We start from the raw sequence: 16,685 nt of genomic DNA, 5'->3' as shown, positions 1-16,685 counted from the left end.
TTCACTACACAAATAGCTGAATGTTGCGGTGAGGCGCGTCGCAGTTGACCAGGTCGACCCGCTTGCACTTGATCTTGAGATTGCCCTCTATGACGCAAAGACGGTGGCGTGCCCAGCCTGCCAGCAGAGTCTGCTCATCGAAGCGGGTTTCGACATAGTGGAAAGGCGTGTAGGTCCGGTAGAGATTTTCATCATGATTAATTTCATCGACACTGGGGACTTGAAGTAAATGCTGGCAGCGGCTTTTTGGTTTCTGGGAAAAGGTCCGCTGCCCTTCCAGCCGCTGGACCCGGGTACGCAACAACAGCATGTCCTCATACATCAGGGAGGTGGTCAGGTGCTCCTCCTCCTGATCCGGCTCCAACGGCATCCAGTAGATACCGTCCTCGCTGAAGAGTTCCAGCCATTCGGGAAAACGGCGCTCGTCGATCAGCCGTGCTTCGGCAACGACGAAATCAATAAGATCCTGAGCCGCCGGCGTCATGACGCGGCCTCTTCAATGCCGAGTGTCATGAATTTCTCCCAGGCCCGGAACTGGTTACGCATCTGTGCCTCGGTGGTGCCATTGTACGTCGCGTTCGGCGAGTCGTCTTCGGCCGGATCGTAGAGTCTTTGCATATTGACCCACTGGTTGCCGTCGCTCATCAGGCCCGACTGCGCACGCTCGTACATCTCAAGATCGTCGTGTCCGACAATGGAGGTCGGTGCGTTGATAAGCCGATTGTACATGGCCGTGCGCTCGAGCAGTTTGTCCGGAGCACCCACCAGCCGGAAAATCCAGGACTCCACCAGCGTCTTGTTGGCGGCAATCGGCTTAAAAAGCCGCAGAGACTGGATCGGCCCCTTGATCATCATGTTTGGGAAGTAGACCGTGTTGTGCCGGTTTTCGTCGAGAATCTGCTTTGCCCGGTCTTCACCATAGGCTGTCACCATCCGCTCGAAGTAACCCTCGATCGCAGAGTAATCGGAATGGATCGAGTGATGGACACCAGTGTGGCCGTGACCGTTGTCCCAGGTCCGGATCCCCATGTTTTCAAAGAATTCGTAGGACGACATGAAGGGCAGGATACACTCGACCGCCATAGGCTTGGGGCCGTCGCCGCCTTCCTGTTCCCAGATCTGCTTTACGGTCCCCGCCGAGGATTCATGCGCGACCATCGGATGACAGGTGTCGGTCTGATTTTCGACCAGCATCTTCCAATTGCAGTGATGCAGATATCGCAGCGGACTGCCGACCACTTCCAACCGTCCCTCCGGCGAGCGGTCGATCATGTTGTCGAGACTGGAGAGGGATTCGCCGAAAAAGCCGTCGAAGTCGGGACCGGCATCGTTGATCTTGGCGAAGATGAACCCGCGATAGTTTTCGACATGGGCCAAAGGTGTCATGCCCTTCGAAGCACAGGATTCGGGCATGCCGGTATTCTCATACCCCTTCTTCAAAGGCACGGCCAGAAGGCTGCCGTCCGTCTTAAAAGACCAGGCGTGGTAGGGGCAACGAAAAAACTTTCCAGTGTTTCCCTTCCGATCGATCACCACCTGTGTGCCCTTATGAGGGCAGCGGTTGAACAGGGCGCGGATAGAATTGTCGCTGTGGCGAACCATCAAGACAGGCTGAGTACCGAGCTCCGTCGCAAAATAGTCGCCCTTGTTCGGCACCTGGCTCTCGTGGCCGATGTAAACCCAGGCATTGCGGAACAAATGCTCCATCTCCAGCGAAAAGACCTCCTGGCTGCAATAGAGATCCCGGTGTACCTCACCGTCACGGATAAGACCGCGGATCGTCTCGATAACCATTCCATCGTTCATCATTGTTACCTCCTCTGACCCGCTAAAGGTCCAGAACGAGTTTCACGGAACGCGCCCGCGATACGCAGATCTGCATCACCTTGCCTTCGGCTTTTTCGCTATCCGTTAAAACCAGATCGCGATGATCCGGCTCACCGGAAATCACATCGGTCTGGCAAATCCCGCAATCGCCGCGCTGGCAGTCGTAGATCAGGTCGTGCCCGGCGGCCTCCAGCACCTGAATGATACTTTCGCCCACCGGAATGGTGTAGCTTTCACCCGTCGACGCGACTTCTATTTCGAAGGGCCTGTCACCCGTTTGGGGTACCGGCGGCGTGAAGAGCTCGAAATGAATGCGCGCCTCCGGCCAGTCACGGGCCCGCGCCGCAATCTGCATTGCCTCGATCATGCCTTTGGGCCCGCAGACGTAGAGATGCTGGCTGGCATCGGACGCCGATAAGACGGCGTCGATGTCGAGGGGTCCGCCCGTCAGATCGTCGTAGTGCTCGATGAGCCTTTCTCCGAGCAAGTCCCTGAGAGGCCCGATGAAGGCAAGACTCCCCTGCGCCCGACCGGAGTAGTGCAAAAGAAAGTCGCAATTGTTGCGCAGCAGTTCGGCGGCCATTGAGGCAATCGGCGTAATTCCGATGCCGCCGGCGACCAGGACAGCCGGACCGGCATCGCCAGCCAGGGCAAACTCGTTCTTCGGTGGCGTTGTCAAAATCCGGTCGCCGGGCGAGAGGCCGTGCATAAACGACGATCCGCCTAGGGAGTTTTCTTCCAGACGCACGCCAAGTCGATAGTGCTTCACACCTTTTTCGGTCTCAATCGAGGGGTCGAGATTGACCAGCGAATAAGGCCGATCGTCGCCATTGGGCAGCTGCACCCTGATGTGAGACCCGGGGCTATAGCCGGGTAGCTGGCCGCCCGAGACCGCCTCCAAATGAAAGGCCCGGACCAAAGGCGCTTCTTCGGCCACCCCGATGACCGTGAGTTCCAATTCCGACATTCAGGCGACCTCCGACTTGGGACCGGAAAAGCTCTCGATGGTTTTCAGTGCACCAGCGAGGGCAACACCGTCAGGGTCCTGCAATGCGGCTTCGTGCAAACGCTGCGCCCAATCCGCCGCATCGGCTCGGCCCCGCACCAGATCGATACCCTGCAATACCTGATCGTACTTGCTCATCGAGCGTTCGTGAGTGTCGCTGTAGCCTTTGATCATACGGCGGCACCTCACAATCTCGACCGCGAGGTCGTAGTCATCGTTTGCCGTACGCGTGACATTTGCGAGCCAGCGACTGATGTGCGCCATCTCGATTTCGTGGCGCAACAGTTTGCGCCGCCAACGGCGCAGAGCCGACAGAACGTAGAGAGATAAGAAACCTCGGAGACTATCGCTCCGCACCCGCTTGCTTCCGGTAAAAAGCGACAGCAGCCACCGAACGAAGCGATTTTCCTCGGCACCACGGCCCAGAGAAGCCGGCAGCAGACCGCAAATCTCCTGAACACGGGGATGCATAAATTCGGTGATGGCGACAACCTGCTCTTCGTCCGCCGCGATATCACCGCGAACCCGCGCAAAGCGGCTGCTCCGAGATTTCAGGTCGGCCACCCGGATGACGTCCTGATAACTCATAGCCGAGGCAAGATACTTCGCCACAAAGGCCGTCAGCGCGTGTTCTTTGTCATTGCCACCGACCCGTTTATCCAGATCTATAATCTCCTCCAGCCGGTCGAGATAGTCCTCACCGTAGGCGGCATCCTGATAATCCACCACGCGATTAAGCCCGGCCCTGAGGATCGCTTTCATGGAGTCCGGAAAGTAGGCACCGGCACGCTCACAGAGCGCGTGATATTTCTGGCGTTCGGCCGGCGTTCCACCCGACAGGACCGGCAGAGGCGCTTCATTCGCATCAGCCTGCTCCGGCGCGGATTCATCGAGACAATCGTAAGCCGCATCGAACGCGCGCAGGCTTGCCTCGACCCCTAATCCGCCGGCACGGACCGCCTCTTCGAAAGCACTTCGCGGGAAGGGTAAAGCGCCGGAGCCTGCGATTGAACCGAACAGACTCGCTGAGATCACGCTGCCGTTTGCCTGGGCGATGGCAGACAAATCGGCGCGCAAAAAGCGCTTCGCCGTGAGCGCCGCAGCCATCTCAACAGCTTGGGGATCATTCACGCCATCGCCGGGCACCGATTTCTCGGATACGGCTAAAGAGCGATGGGTCGAGGCAATCAAGGTCGTCCGATCCGGTGACACCAACCCACGCTGGATTGCACGCCCGGCCTCCATCCACTCCGCCGCAACCACCAGATCCACATCGCCGGGCGTCGGCATCAGGGCGAGAATCGGAGTCTGCCCGCCCGCTTCGATCATTTCGACATAATAGACGGTCGCGCCGGTCCGCTGCGCCACACCCGGCACACTGGTTGACTGCGCGACCCAGCCCCGCGATTCCGCCAAGGCAACCAGCCAGTCGGTGACGACACCTCCGCCCTGACCGCCGATGGCAAGTACGGCAACGCAGATAGGCCGGTCCCGGGAGAGTTCATCCGCCATCAAGGCTGCTCCCCCACCGGTTCCTGCAGACGCTGCGCATCGCGGCGCTGCTGAAGTTTCGCCGTCACACCCTTACGCAGCCTAGCGAGAGTGCGATCCCAGAATGTCGGATTATGTACCGCGTCGGCCCGGTAAAAGGACGGGCACAGCACGGCGGCATCGGCGACCTCACCACAGTGACCACAGGCAACACAGGAGTTGTCGACGAAAGCGACCGGATCGTCGCGCAAGGGATCGTCGGTTTCCTTCAGGGTCAGGGACGGGCAACCGGAGATGCGGGTGCAGGCATGATCTCCGGTACAAATGTCTTCATCCACGCCGAATTTCTGCGCAACCACGCGCTGCCCCTCGCCCAGCGCTTTGCGCCGGATCGGGCGCTCCCGGCGCTGGCGGTTGAGCATGCACTCGCTGGAGGCAATCACGACCTTTGGACCACTGGCATCAGTAGTCAGCGCTTCCTCGATGACTCGACGCATGGCTCCGACATCGTAGGTATGATCGATCCTCCGGACCCAGGTGACACCAACGCCCTTGACCGCATCCTCAATCGGGTGCCGGGTCGAACGGTCTCGATTGCTCGCGCGCGACGAAAGAATGTCCTGCCCGCCGGTTGCCGCTGCGTAAAAGTTGTCGACGATCAGAACCACATCGTCGCTTTGATTGAAGACCGCATTGCCGATCCCGCTGGCCAGTCCGTTATGCCAGAAACCGCCATCACCCATGATCGAAATCGAGCGTTTACCCTTGCCGATGTTCAGGCCGGAGGCCGAGGCCGCACCCAAGCCATACCCCATGGTGCTGGCACCCACGTTAAAGGGTGGCAGGATGGAAAAGAGATGGCAGCCGATATCACAGGCGATATGGCGCTCACCGACGTCCTGCTGGGCCAGGGTCAGGGCCGAAAAGATCGGGCGCTCCGGACAGCCCGTGCAAAAGCCGGCGGGACGGGGCGGCACTGCTTTGTTCAGAGCATTGGCAACGTCGTCGGGCAGTGGTGCAGCCGTCTTCGATCCGGCCAATGCGGCAGGTTTTTCTGCTTGTAGATCCAGGAAACCGCGAATGCCCTCGATGAGCGCTTTATTGGTATATTCCCCAGCCTTGGGCAGGAAATCCTTGCCATGTAGCGGTGTCGTGACACCTGCCCGGCGCAGGATGGTGCTTACCGCCTGCTCCAGATGATCCGGCTGTCCTTCCTCGACCATTAAAACGGCACGTTTGTCGGCGCAAAAAGAGACGACCTCATCATCGATCAGAGGGTAGGTCACATTCATCACATAGAGGGGTACTCGCGTCTTGCCGTAAACATCTGCCAGCCCCAGTTGCCGCAATGCCGCGATGACGCCGTTGTAGTGGCCGCCCTGAAGAACGATCCCGATATCCGTGATATCCCCGTCGAAGAACTCGTTCAACTTGCGTGACTTAATAAACTCGACCGCCGCCGGCCACCTCTTGGTAACCTTCTCTTGTTCATGGGCGAACGATGCCGGCGGGAGCACGATCCGGTCAGTCTCACGCCTCGGATGATTACGCGCTTGCTCCAGCGTGAAGTCCGGGCGGACGTTGTCGCGTGTCTCAAAAGAACCATGAACGTGGCAGGCACGGATCCGGAGTTCCAGCATAACAGGCGTGTTGCTCGCCTCCGACAGCTCGAACCCGTCACGAACCGCTTTGACGATCGATTCCGCGTTTGGGCGCGGATCCAGCAGCCAGATCTGCGATTTCATGGCAAAGGCATGAGACCGCTCCTGCATGATGGAAGAGCCTTCGCCGTAGTCTTCGCCCACGATGATCAGCGCACCGCCCGTAACGCCACCGGAAGAGAGGTTGGCGAGTGCGTCTGAGGCCACGTTGGTGCCGACCGTCGACTTCCAGGTCGCAGCACCGCGGATCGGATAATGCATTGAAGCGGAAAGCATGGCGGCGGCGGCGGCCTCACTGGCGCTGGCCTCGAAATGCACACCCAATTCGTCCAGGATATCCTTGGCATCCGCTAGCACATCCATCAAGTGAGAGATGGGCGCCCCCTGATAGCCGCCGACATAGCCGACGCCTGACTCAAGCAAGGCCTTGGTGACAGCAAGAATTCCCTCTCCGCGAAAGGTTTCTCCTGCCCCCAGCCGCAGCGCCTGCACCTCCTGAACAAAAGACCGCTCAGCCAACGCTCACCTTCCCTTCGACCCACGCGGAAAAGCATACCGCGATCAAGCGAGTCGATAATTATATTCTTTTTCATATATTCATTCTTAAAGCATTTTTTGTCAACGTGATTTATATGAAAATGCGATTTTTTAAGCTTGAAACGATTGATTCCTGAAGCGAGATGTGATCACATTCCCCCATGACTAGCCTGCGCCAGATCAAACTGACCGAGGATGACGCCTCCCCTTTTGTCGACGGCTATCTGCTGTACCTCCTGGCCGCGACCAGTCACGCGCTTTCCAGCAAATTTCACCTCCAAGTCAAGGCACAGGGGGTCAAAGTCCAGAACTGGCGCGTCCTTGCATGTCTGATTGACCGTCCGGGTTTGATGCTCACCGAGCTGGCTCAGTTCGTTCTGCTGGAGCAATCTCACCTGACCAAGATCATCGATCAGCTTCAAGCCGACGGACTTGTGGAAAAACATCTCGATACGGCGGACCGGCGCAAGATTCAGATCTATATTACCGACCGCGGACGTGAGTTGGTCGAGCCGCTTATCGCCGCGGCCAAAACCCATGAGCAGCAGGCGACCGCAATCTTGTCCCGCGACGAAGAAAAGAGCCTGAAAACAATCCTGCACAAACTGATTCGGGAGCAACGCGAGACCGGGAACCACTCTCTCGAGGAAGAGGCAACGAGGCCGGCTCTGACTGCACCAAGCGTGAAGAGAAAGCCTGGGCATGGATCGTGAGGAGGAAGAGGCCAGTTGATTGTCCGGTCTCCGGACAGACTGACAAAAAGCCGCCACCGTGCCAGAGACTGCAATAGGATCCGAAATAATATCGGCAATCGTGAATTTAATCAGGAACGAGGAAAAGAGCTGAACGGCGATTCGACACAAACCAACCCATAGGAAGCGTCAGGCAATGTCCACCTTACCTAAGGCGCATTGGAACTTTGGACCGCAGCAACATCTGCGATCCAAGCCACTTCGGCCTGCTCCATCAACTGGTCGCTTGACAATAGTTTCATATGAAACCATTTTGACAGCAGCTCGAAGGACGGGATGGCGCGGAGAAAGAGCCGGAAACACGACGCGACATAGAGTCCGCAAAAGACATATGAATAATGATTGACCGACTGGTCGGTTTTAATTAGCGTGACTCTACCCTCTAACCAGACTCTAGAGGCACCCAACAGTATGTTTCATGTTTGCGTTGGGTAGATAACTGGCTTCGATATAAAAACGCCCTAGAAAAATGGGCGCAAACGGCAAACGATAGGGAGATAAATCATGAATTTCTTTAAACCGGTTGCGGCCATAGCTCTCGGCGCAGCCCTCTCGGCATCAACAGCACTCACCACCTTCGCCGCAGAAACGACACTGGTCATTTCCAGCTGGGCGCCGCCGACCCATGGCATGAACGCCATGATGTGGCCGAAGCTCATTAAGATGATCGAAGAGGCAACGGATGGAAGGGTCACGGCCCAGATCAAATACAAGCTCGGTTCCCCGCCGGCACAGTTCGATCTGGTTCAGGACGGTGCCGCTGACATCTCTTGGATCTTCCATGGCTACAATCCAGGACGCTTCGTCGCCACACAGCTGATTGAACTGCCGGGGTACGAAGGTTCCGCAGAAGCTGCTTCCGTCACCTACTGGCGTGCCTACGAGAAATTCCTCAAATCGGCAGACGAGCATAAGGGCGTAAAACTGATTGCGCTGCATACCCACGGCCCGGGTCAACTGCACAGTGCGACCAAGGTCACCAAGCTCGATCAGATCAAGGGCATGAAGCTCCGGCTCGGCGGCGGTGTATCCGGCGCGGTCGGCGACGCGCTCGGCGCGACAGGCATTCGAGTGCCCGCACCCAAAGTATACGAAACCCTTGCCTCCAACGCCGCTGACGGCGTGATGATGCCGATGGAAGGTAAAAAAGGCTTCAAGCTGACCGAAGTGGCCCAGCACAGCTACACCATGCCGGGGGGTTTCTATCGCGGCTCCTTTGCGTCGATCATGAACCAGGAGAAGTTCGATTCGCTCTCGAAAGCTGACCAGGACGCTCTCATGACGGTCTTCGGCGAGCCGGCCTCACGTATGGCGGGACAGGTCTGGGATCAGATCGATACCATTGGCGTGGACGCAACCAATTCTACCGCCGACAATTCGCTTAACTCGGCCAGCGATGCCGATCAAAAGGCATACGGCGAGATCGCCAAGCCAATTATCGAAGCAACGATTTCCGCGGTCACGGCCAAAGGTATCGATGCCAAGGCGGCGATCGAGTTCATTGCCAAGGACATGGCGGCGAACTAGGGTCCCAGAATTACAGGGTTATCCAGGTTCGTTTCGCTATGAATGAAACACCTCGATCAAAAGAAGGCGCCTGGGTTCGCCATGTGTTGACCCATGCGCCTTCTTATCTTGCTGCCACAGCGCTGTTCGCGCTGATGGTCATGACCTTCGCTGATGTGATTCTGCGCAGCACCATCAACAGCCCGATATCGGCGGCGACAGAGCTGACGCGCCTCTTCATGGCGATCGTCGTCTTTGCGTCCCTCCCGGTCATTACCTGGCGCAACGAACATGTGGTCGTCGATTTGCTCGATCCCTTTTTTAAGGGCAGGGCTGCCCAGATCCGCGACGTCTTCGTTGATGGACTGGCCGGGGTGGTTGTCATTTGGCCAGCCATCCGGGTCTATGAGCTCGCCGGGCGGGCCAAGGAATACGGCGACACAACCGAGTATCTTCACATACCGCAGTTCTATATCGCTTACTTCATTGCCTTAAGTGCCTGCGTCACCGCTTTAATTCTGGTGTTACGCGCGATCTTGCGCATCTTTGCGCCGGATTATCTGGCAACAGCCGAAAAAGCATGAACTTCTCCACCCAAGCGCTTCAGGTGCAAGATCTGAGCGGCAAGCCAGAATCCATGAGGACTCCTTCATGCTGACCGCATCTATTGGCTTTGCCGCCGTTTTGCTCCTCGTTTTCCTGCGCATGCCGATCGCCTTTGCGATGGGTTTGGTGGGCATCGTCGGCTACGCCTTGGAAACCTCGCCGCGCGCAGCCGTCTCCATGGGTGGCCGTCTGATTATCGACACAGCCCAGGACTATGGTCTCTCCGTGGTGCCCCTCTTCATTCTGATGGGGCTTTTCGTCAACAAGGGCGGACTATCACGCGAGCTCTACCAGGTTTCATACGTCTTTCTCGGTCATTTGCGGGGTGGCCTTGCCATGGCGACGATCGTCGCCTGCGGCGGCTTCTCCGCCATCTGCGGCTCCTCACTGGCGACCGCCGCGACCATGTCGAAAGTCGCGATGCCGCAGATGCGCAAATTCGGTTACTCGGACGGCCTCTCCACCGCGTCGATCGCGGCCGGCGGCACCCTTGGCATCCTGATTCCGCCGAGCGTCATTTTGGTCATTTACGGCCTCCTGACAGAGACCAGCATCGGCAAGCTGTTCATAGCGGGCGTCGTTCCAGGGATTATCGGCATCCTGTTCTATCTCGCGGCTGTACGCTACACCGTGTTCCGGAATCCGGCTTCCGGACCGGCTGGCGAACGCTCCGACTGGCGTGCTCGACTGGCCGCTCTGAAAGATGTCTGGGCCGTCTTGGCACTCTTTGTACTGGTGATCGGCGGACTTTACGGTCTTTTTGACTTTGCGCCGCTGAACCTCACTTTCTCGCCGACCGAAGCCGCGGGCATGGGCGCAACCGGCGCCTTTTTGATTGCGCTTTCCAGAAGAGCCCTCACCTTCGCGGCGGTTCGTGAAGTTCTCTTTGAGACCGCACACACTGCGGCAAGTCTCTTTGCCGTCCTGATCGGGGCCTGGATCTTTTCCAACTTCGTGAACCGCGTCGGCCTGCCCGAAGGGTTGATCGCCATGGTGACCGGCTGGGGCGTCAGTCCCATGCTTGTCATGTTGATGATCCTGGGAATATACATCGTGCTGGGATGTGTGTTCGAGAGCCTCTCGATGTTGCTGCTGACGGTGCCGGTGTTCTTTCCTCTGGTGACCAGTCTCGGCTTCGACCCGGTCTGGTTCGGTATCGTCGTCGTCGTGGTGACTGAGATCAGCCTCATCACCCCACCAGTCGGCCTCAACGTCTTTGTCCTCAAGGGTGTCGTCCAGGACGTTTCGACCGCAACTATCTTTGCCGGGGTGACTCCGTTCTGGATCGTTGACATTTTGCGTCTCGCCTTATTGGTTTTCGTGCCCTGGCTGGTCCTCGTTCTACCCAACTCAATGTGAGGGAGCGGCCATGACCGCCATGGATGAAGGAACCTTCGGCGTTTTGGAAATGCAGGCATTGCTGGAAGATGTCTTTGCACCTTGGATCCAGGAACTGAAGATTGTGGCCGTGGAAGTCACACACCAAGGCGGTCGCTTCGAACTGCCGGAAAACGCCGACCTCTCCCGCGAAGGCGGCATCATCTGCGGCCAAGCCATTGCGGCAGTTGCCGACACGGTTGGGGTTTTGAGCCTTTCCGCCCACAATGGCCGCTTCCGGCAGGTCACCACCGTTGACATGACGACTCACTTCATGCGCCCCCTGATGAAGGGGTCTGTAGAGGCAGAGGTTACGATCCTTTCGAACGGCAGACGCATGGCGACCCTGAGGGTCGACTTCCGGCAAGCAGGGAAAGAAAAGATCTGCGCCGGCGCGACCTGCGCTTACGCCTATCTGGACGGATGACGCTGGTCCGGACGGCTGGAGCCGGATCGAAATACCCCTTTTTTGCCGAAGGGTTCCCAATATGTTGAACCCGGTCTTCGTGCAAATTCACTGCATCACTATTGCAATTTTCTTCTACTTTCGTAGCATATATCCATTATTGGGGAATTATGCGTATCCGCAAATCTTTGAAGCAACATGAAGCGCCGATGGACCTGAAAGCATCATGGCGGCAATCGAAACGCTCGCAGAGCTGATGCCCGGCACACCGAAGTCTCTGGAGATGATTTGAAAAACCCTCAGACAACCGCGCTTGGCGTAATGGTGAAGGAGGCCCGTCGGAAGAAGGGCTGGACGCTGGAGGAAACCGGCCGCCGGGCGGGGGTTGGGCGATCGACCCTCTCTAAGATCGAAAACAATCAGACGACGCCGGGCTTCGACATCGTTCATCGGTTGACCGGCGCGCTTGAAATTGATCTGCCTCAGCTTTTTCTTCAATCAAATCATAATTCTATGTCAGGTCGAAGAGATGTGACTCGTGCCGGCAACGGCGAACTTAGGTCCACTGCGACATACAGCCACGAACTCCTCTGCACCGAATTGGTCAACAAAGGCATGCTGCCTTATGTCAGCAGGATAAAGGCGCGGGCGGCATCGGAATTCGACGACTGGATACGTCACCGCGGCGAGGAATTTCTCTACGTCGTCAGCGGTGAACTGGAGCTGCACAGCGAACATTATCGGCCGTTGGCCATGGCAGCAGGCGATTCTGTTTACTACGACAGCGGCATGGGACACCTCTGCATTTCGACCAGTAAAGAAGATGCCGTCGTCCTTTGGGTCTCGCTGGAAAGATAACTTCCGGTCTTCTGCGCTGAATCATGTCGCAAATGCGGTAGACGATTTCTGATTTCCACTATAAGAAACATTCTCCTATAGGAAATTCCGCTGTTCGGAATTTGCAGGCACGGGATCGCGTCATGTTCATTAGCGTTTTCGACGTTTTTAAAATCGGCATCGGGCCATCGAGTTCACACACAATGGGACCGATGGTGGCAGCCAGCCAGTTTCTAAGCGAGTTGAGAGACCGTTCTGAGAAAAACGTCACGCGCGTGCGCGCCAGCCTTTATGGTTCCCTCGCCTTCACCGGGAAAGGTCACGCCACTGACCGCGCGGTGTTCCTCGGGCTGTTGGGCTTCACACCGGACACTCTGGATGCCGATCTGGCCGAAAAGTGCGAGGCGGACCTTTGGCGTGACAAGTGTATTGCGCCCGTCGGATTGCCCGTCTTTGTCTTCGACCCTGAGACCGATCTTATCTACAACTACGGACCTCCACTCGAGGGTCACGCCAATGGCCTCAAGTTTGTCGCCTTGGACGAAGAAGGCGAAACGCTTTTGGAACGGATCTACTATTCGATCGGCGGCGGTTTCGTTGTAGAAGAAGCAGAACTCGAAGCCATGAACCAAAGCGGCGCCGACGACGAGGCCCCCAGCGGCGCCCCCTACCCCTTTGCCACCGCAAAGCAGATGCTCGAAATGGGCGCGAGCAGCAAACTCTCCCTCGCTGAAATGAAGCGCGCAAACGAACTGCAGACCATGGACGAGCCCGAACTGGACAGCCGGCTCGATCAGATCTGGAGTATCATGAACAGCTGCATCGAGCGTGGACTCGCGTCAGAAGGCGAACTGCCGGGCGGTTTGAAAGTCAAACGCCGGGCTGCCAACCTGAAGAGCCAGCTGGATTGCGAACGCAAATCGAATTCAGCACCTTTCGAGTCAGCCAACGAATGGCTGGCTGTCTATGCCATGGCGGTGAACGAAGAAAATGCCGCCGGAGGCCAAGTGGTTACTGCACCAACCAATGGCGCTGCAGGTGTCATCCCGGCTGTGTTGCGCTATTATCTGGACTTCTATCCAGGCGCTGATTCCGAAGATATCCGGATCTTCCTGCTGACCGCTTCGGGGATCGGCGGAATCATCAAAAAGAACGCTTCCATCTCTGGAGCGGAGGTCGGATGCCAAGGTGAAGTCGGCTCTGCGGCCGCAATGGCTGCGGCCGGACTCTGCGCGGTCCGGGGCGGCACCAACGAGCAGATCGAAAACGCCGCGGAAATCGCCATGGAACACCATCTGGGAATGACTTGTGACCCGGTCAAAGGCTTGGTTCAGGTTCCCTGCATCGAACGTAACGGCCTCGGTGCGGTCAAGGCGGTGACAGCCGCAGCCCTTGCCCTGCGGGGCGACGGAACGCACTTTATGCCGCTCGATAATTGTATCGAGGCCATGCGTCAAACCGGTATCGATATGTCGACCAGATACAAAGAAACCAGCACCGGCGGCCTGTCTGTCAATCTGCCCGAGTGTTGATATGTTTCAGGCAGATCAAGCCGAGACAATCTGACGAACCGACGGCTCCAGGCTGCGTTTCTGAGCAGCGATCCTGAACGGCGCGTTGGTTGCGCCATAGCCGCTGTAACTCCGGCGTTCAACAATCTCAAAGAAAAAACCTTCACCGTAGCTCGGGCAGTAAAGTTGAAGATACTCGCCCTCATCGTCGCGATCGTAGAGGATATTGTTGGTTTCCAACTGCCCGGCCAATTCCGGCGATAGATCGAACCGCGACAAGAGATCTTCGTAATAGTTCGGTGAAATGGGAAGCGGCACAAGCCCATTACGTTTCAGCGCTATGGCTGTGGCCATTATGTCATCGCTCGAAAAGGCTACATGCTGCACGCTTGACCCGAAAGATTCGGCAATAAAACGTCCGGCCAGGGTCCGCCGGTTCTCGGCTCCATTCAAGGTGATGCGAAGACTTCCCGCATCATTTTCGATCACCTGACTACGTATCAATCCTGACGGATCGACGATGTCGACCATCGGCGTTTTCTTGGTCCGAAAGATCGATGTATAGAACAACAACCAGGTCAGCATCTCTTCGTAGTTCATAGTCTGGGCAATATGGTCGATCGATATAAGTCCGATTTCACCAGTATCCACCCGTTGATCGTCATCAACGGAGTCGAATTCGATTTCCCAGACTTTCGACAGTCCGCTCTTCTGATCGATAAAGTAGATGACGCCTCCACCGACACCGCGAATTGCAGGAATCGTCAATTCGCCCGGCCCCACCGGCTGACCGAAGGTATCCGCCCCCAGTACCTTGGCCCGTTCGACGGTTGCTGCCGCATCCTCGACCTTCAGACCGATCGCGCAAACGGACGTGCCGTGCATAAGATAGGAAGAATGCGCAAAGCCTTCTTTCTCTCTGTTGACAACGATATTTATCCCGCCTTGCCTGAAGAGCGTCACGTCCTTTGATTTGTGAACACCGGATTTTTTGAATCCAAGAGTTTCAAGCTGGGCCGTGAGATCTTCTGCCTCGGCCTCGTCCGCCGTGAATTCAATAAATTCGACGCCCTCTGCTTCGATCCGAGGCGGCATCCCAGGCACAGACATGGCGATATCCGGTTCCGCCCGCGAGACCTGGTCCATGAGATATTTCAGGGAGCGGCAACCATCGACAGCAACGGTCTTGGGGGATCCACCCCGGAATTGATCGTTAAAAATCTCGAGAGACAGGACGCCGTCGTAGCCGGTCGCTGCCACGGCTCGCATAAATTCGGTGACCGGCAGATCCCCTTCACCCGGCATATTGCGGAAATGACGGCTCCAGTAAAAAAGATCCATGTCGATCATTGGCGCATCTGCCAGTTGGACAATAAAGATCTTGTCACTGGGGATCGAACGAATCGAGTTCACATCGATCTTGCGCGAAAGCGTGTGAAAGGAATCGAGAATTATTCCGATGTTCGGATGATCGGCCCGACGCACGATTTCCCAGGCATCGCGGTGGTCGTTCACATGGCGACCCCAGGCCAACGCCTCATAGCCGACCCGTAGGCCACGTTTCGCAGCGCGTTCACCGAGCTCGCATAGATCCGCGGCCGCACGATCGACGCCACCAAGCGACAGGGGTGCGGTGTTCGAGCAGATCAACATCAGGTCGGTGCCCAGTTCCTGCATCACGTCGAACTTGCGTTCCGCCCGATCAAAGGCCCGTGCACGCTGTGGCTCGGGCATACCTTCGAAATCCCGGAAGGGCTGAAACAATGTAATCTCAAGACCGGCATCGCGCACCATTCGCCCCACGGTTTGGGGCGAACCGTCGAAGGCTAGAAAGTCGTTCTCAAAGATCTCAATGCCGTCGAATCCAGCCCCTGCGATCGCCTGCAGCTTTTCACGCAGATCCCCACTGATCGACACAGTCGCAATAGAGGTTCTCATCATCCGGTCTCCAAGGTTTTTGTCACCGCCGAGATCAGCGCACGTTTTCCCGCATGATGATTTCGACCGGCACGCGCTCGATTGACACCGGCCGTCCGACCGAGTGATCGATGATCGCGGAAATCGCAATGTCTGCTACTCGCGCCATATCCTGATGCACCACCGCATCCATCACACCGCTCAAGAGGCACTGCTTGGTCAATGGGGTGAGGTTCTGAGCGACGAAGGTAATCTCGTCCTTGCGCCCACTCTCCAACATCGCCTTTTCGATCCCACGATTGCCGCTGCCAATGGAATAGATCCCACAGAGGTCTCTATGCGTTGTCAGCAGACGTTTGGCCATTCGATAGTTCTTTTCCGGGTCGTCCTGGCCCAGAAACACTTCAAGAACCGAGAGGTCGGGATACTCATCTCGCAGAATCGTCCGAAAACCGATTTCCCGCTCTTCATGGCAACGATAGAGCTGGCCACCCCAGAAGACGGCAATTTTGCCGGCTTTGCGGCAGAGACGCCCCATCAGCAATCCAGCTGTGCGGCCGGCAGCGCGATTGTCGAGCCCTGCGTAACCAAGGGCATCCGCACCTGGCAGATCCGTCAGTACATTGACTACAGGAACCCCCTGGCCTGTGAACCTGGCAACGGCCTCCCGCACAGCTGGATGCTCCAGCGGCTGCACGATCACGCCTGAACTGCCAAATTCCAGGCAGCTCTCCAGCGCATCGACCTGTGCTAGAGGCTTCATGCGCTGGGGATAGGTGGCCCGCAACTCGACACCTTTCTGCTTAGCGATACGCCGCAGGTCCTTAGCCAGAATCTCATTGGCGAATCCAGCGCTCCCCGCAATGACCACGTCAATCACCAGATCCGCGGCAATGGATGGAATGATGGCCGGGCGTACCAGTGCCTTTTCCAGCAATCGTACAGCATCCATAACGCGATCAACGGTTTTCTGCCGAACCCCCGGACGGCTATTCAGTACACGGTCGACTGTTGCGGTGCTCACACCGGCCTGAAGCGCGATGTCTATAATTCGAGCTTTGTTCTTGGTCTGTGTGTCCATTGAAATTCGCTTCTTTGATGCATCAACATCAAGAAATGATGTTTTTCTTGCCGCAAATTATGATTTGAATAGGCATCATCGTCAAGAAAGCGATGTCCATCACATGCCTGGTTTGGGAAGATACCGTGACGGGAGACAAGGTTAGAGGCATTGCTTTCGACCGCTCTTTA

At 57.0% G+C, this 16,685-nt stretch carries 14 protein-coding genes; 7 read left to right on the top strand and 7 right to left on the bottom strand.

The features are described from left to right. Positions 1-4 precede the first annotated feature (4 nt). From QMZ18_RS05200 to QMZ18_RS05180, 5 genes are read right to left on the bottom strand one after another with little or no spacing between them, the layout of a single operon-like run. A complete protein-coding gene (locus tag QMZ18_RS05200) occupies positions 5-484 on the bottom strand; it encodes an aromatic-ring-hydroxylating dioxygenase subunit beta (RefSeq protein ID WP_282605162.1) in 480 nt (159 codons plus the stop codon). After that, positions 481-1,809, bottom strand: a complete 1,329-nt coding sequence (locus QMZ18_RS05195; RefSeq protein ID WP_282605161.1) for an aromatic ring-hydroxylating dioxygenase subunit alpha — start codon at positions 1,807-1,809, stop codon at positions 481-483. The genes QMZ18_RS05200 and QMZ18_RS05195 overlap by 4 nt, the downstream gene beginning before the upstream one ends. A gap of 19 nt (positions 1,810-1,828) precedes the next feature. Further along, positions 1,829-2,794: a PDR/VanB family oxidoreductase gene (locus QMZ18_RS05190; RefSeq protein ID WP_282605160.1), complete on the bottom strand. Its 966-nt coding sequence runs from the start codon at positions 2,792-2,794 to the stop codon at positions 1,829-1,831. Then, complete coding sequence (locus tag QMZ18_RS05185; protein ID WP_282605159.1) at positions 2,795-4,345, bottom strand: indolepyruvate oxidoreductase subunit beta family protein; 1,551 nt, start codon at positions 4,343-4,345, stop codon at positions 2,795-2,797. Next, positions 4,345-6,504, bottom strand: a complete 2,160-nt coding sequence (locus QMZ18_RS05180; protein WP_282605158.1) for an indolepyruvate ferredoxin oxidoreductase subunit alpha — start codon at positions 6,502-6,504, stop codon at positions 4,345-4,347. The genes QMZ18_RS05185 and QMZ18_RS05180 overlap by 1 nt, the downstream gene beginning before the upstream one ends. Before the next feature lie 179 nt (positions 6,505-6,683). Between QMZ18_RS05180 and QMZ18_RS05175 the strand changes: the two genes are divergently transcribed. From QMZ18_RS05175 to QMZ18_RS05145, 7 genes are all read left to right on the top strand, one after another. Beyond that, positions 6,684-7,235 carry a MarR family winged helix-turn-helix transcriptional regulator gene (locus QMZ18_RS05175; RefSeq protein ID WP_282605157.1) on the top strand — a complete coding sequence of 184 codons (552 nt, stop codon included), beginning with the start codon at positions 6,684-6,686 and terminating at the stop codon, positions 7,233-7,235. A gap of 543 nt (positions 7,236-7,778) precedes the next feature. Next, positions 7,779-8,801 (top strand): TRAP transporter substrate-binding protein, encoded by a 1,023-nt coding sequence (locus QMZ18_RS05170; RefSeq protein ID WP_282605156.1) that lies wholly within the window; start codon positions 7,779-7,781, stop codon positions 8,799-8,801. Between the two features lie 38 nt (positions 8,802-8,839). Then, a complete protein-coding gene (locus tag QMZ18_RS05165; RefSeq protein ID WP_282605155.1) occupies positions 8,840-9,364 on the top strand; it encodes a TRAP transporter small permease in 525 nt (174 codons plus the stop codon). Positions 9,365-9,431: 67 nt separating this feature from the next. Then, positions 9,432-10,745 carry a TRAP transporter large permease gene (locus QMZ18_RS05160; protein WP_282605154.1) on the top strand — a complete coding sequence of 438 codons (1,314 nt, stop codon included), beginning with the start codon at positions 9,432-9,434 and terminating at the stop codon, positions 10,743-10,745. A gap of 10 nt (positions 10,746-10,755) precedes the next feature. Then, positions 10,756-11,190 carry a PaaI family thioesterase gene (locus QMZ18_RS05155; protein ID WP_282605153.1) on the top strand — a complete coding sequence of 145 codons (435 nt, stop codon included), beginning with the start codon at positions 10,756-10,758 and terminating at the stop codon, positions 11,188-11,190. 267 nt (positions 11,191-11,457) lie between these two features. After that, the gene (locus tag QMZ18_RS05150; protein WP_282605152.1) at positions 11,458-12,027 is read left to right on the top strand and encodes a helix-turn-helix domain-containing protein; all 570 of its coding nucleotides are present in this window, start codon (positions 11,458-11,460) and stop codon (positions 12,025-12,027) included. A 122-nt stretch (positions 12,028-12,149) separates the two neighbouring features. Next, entirely contained in the window at positions 12,150-13,538 is a 1,389-nt protein-coding gene (locus QMZ18_RS05145) for an L-serine ammonia-lyase (RefSeq protein ID WP_282605151.1), read from the top strand. 15 nt (positions 13,539-13,553) lie between these two features. Here the strand turns inward: QMZ18_RS05145 and QMZ18_RS05140 are convergent, their stop codons facing one another. After that, a complete protein-coding gene (locus QMZ18_RS05140; RefSeq protein WP_322097132.1) occupies positions 13,554-15,458 on the bottom strand; it encodes a TIM barrel protein in 1,905 nt (634 codons plus the stop codon). Between the two features lie 31 nt (positions 15,459-15,489). Beyond that, positions 15,490-16,515 carry a LacI family DNA-binding transcriptional regulator gene (locus QMZ18_RS05135; protein WP_282605150.1) on the bottom strand — a complete coding sequence of 342 codons (1,026 nt, stop codon included), beginning with the start codon at positions 16,513-16,515 and terminating at the stop codon, positions 15,490-15,492. Between the last annotated feature and the right edge of the window lie 170 nt (positions 16,516-16,685).

It is taken from the genome of Pelagibius sp. Alg239-R121, from assembly GCF_947331435.1.
Taxonomy (GTDB): Bacteria; Pseudomonadota; Alphaproteobacteria; order Kiloniellales; family Kiloniellaceae; genus Denitrobaculum.
This window is presented reverse-complemented; position numbering and strand designations above follow the sequence as displayed.